Annotated in this window: 1 protein-coding gene; it reads right to left on the bottom strand. The window is 40.1% G+C overall.

Going from position 1 to position 769, the window contains the following annotated elements; genetic code table 11:
- On the bottom strand, positions 1-769 hold a 769-nt coding region (locus ACFINE_RS09865), incomplete at both ends, for an ABC transporter substrate-binding protein (RefSeq protein WP_375621905.1).

The following is a 769-nucleotide window of genomic DNA, read 5'->3' as shown; positions in this document are numbered from 1 at the left end:
CCTTTGAGAAGCTTCTTGCCAAGACCTTCATAATCTATGAGATAACGCATCGCCAAACGCACTTTTTCCTTAGCAAAAATAGGATTCGTCGTATTGAATCCCCAGTACATCATAGTTGGCACTAACACTCTTTCAACTTTAACATCTGTTGTTTTTTGCAGATCTGCAAGATCTTCAGGTGTCAAATTACGAGCAACATCAATATCATGTTTTTGCAACAACAAACGTTGTGTTCCGGGCTCTGCAACATGGCGAATTAAAATCTGCTTCAGTTTAGGCGCTTGTCCCCAATAGTGAGAGCTTGCACGCAACAAAAGAGCTTCTCCAGGGCGCCAACTTTTTAACTGATAAGGACCAACACAAGCAGCATGACTTTTCAAATACTGATTTCCAAAATCGCCATCTTTTTCGTGTTTCATAATCGTCTTACGATCAAGCAAAGCTGTTGCACGACTCGCAACAATATTATTAAGAATGAGCTCTGCTGGATAAGGTTTATCAAATTTCATCACAACCGTTTTCTCATCGGGAGCTTGCAAAGCATCATCAACATTTTGCTCTGTAATTCCATATTCATTAAAAATTGCCGCATTACCCATCTTCAATTTGACAATCCGCTTCATACCCCAAACAAGATCATTGGCATTGGCTGATCTGCCATCATTAAACTTCAAACCATCACGTAAATGAAAAGTAATCACCGTACTGTGATCATCACCTGAAACATCCCAATGTGTTGCTAAAGCGGGAACCATTTTAGCAGGATCAT

The organism is Bartonella sp. AA97HXZ, from assembly GCF_042196985.1.
In the GTDB taxonomy this organism is placed as follows: domain Bacteria; phylum Pseudomonadota; class Alphaproteobacteria; order Rhizobiales; family Rhizobiaceae; genus Bartonella.
This window is presented reverse-complemented; position numbering and strand designations above follow the sequence as displayed.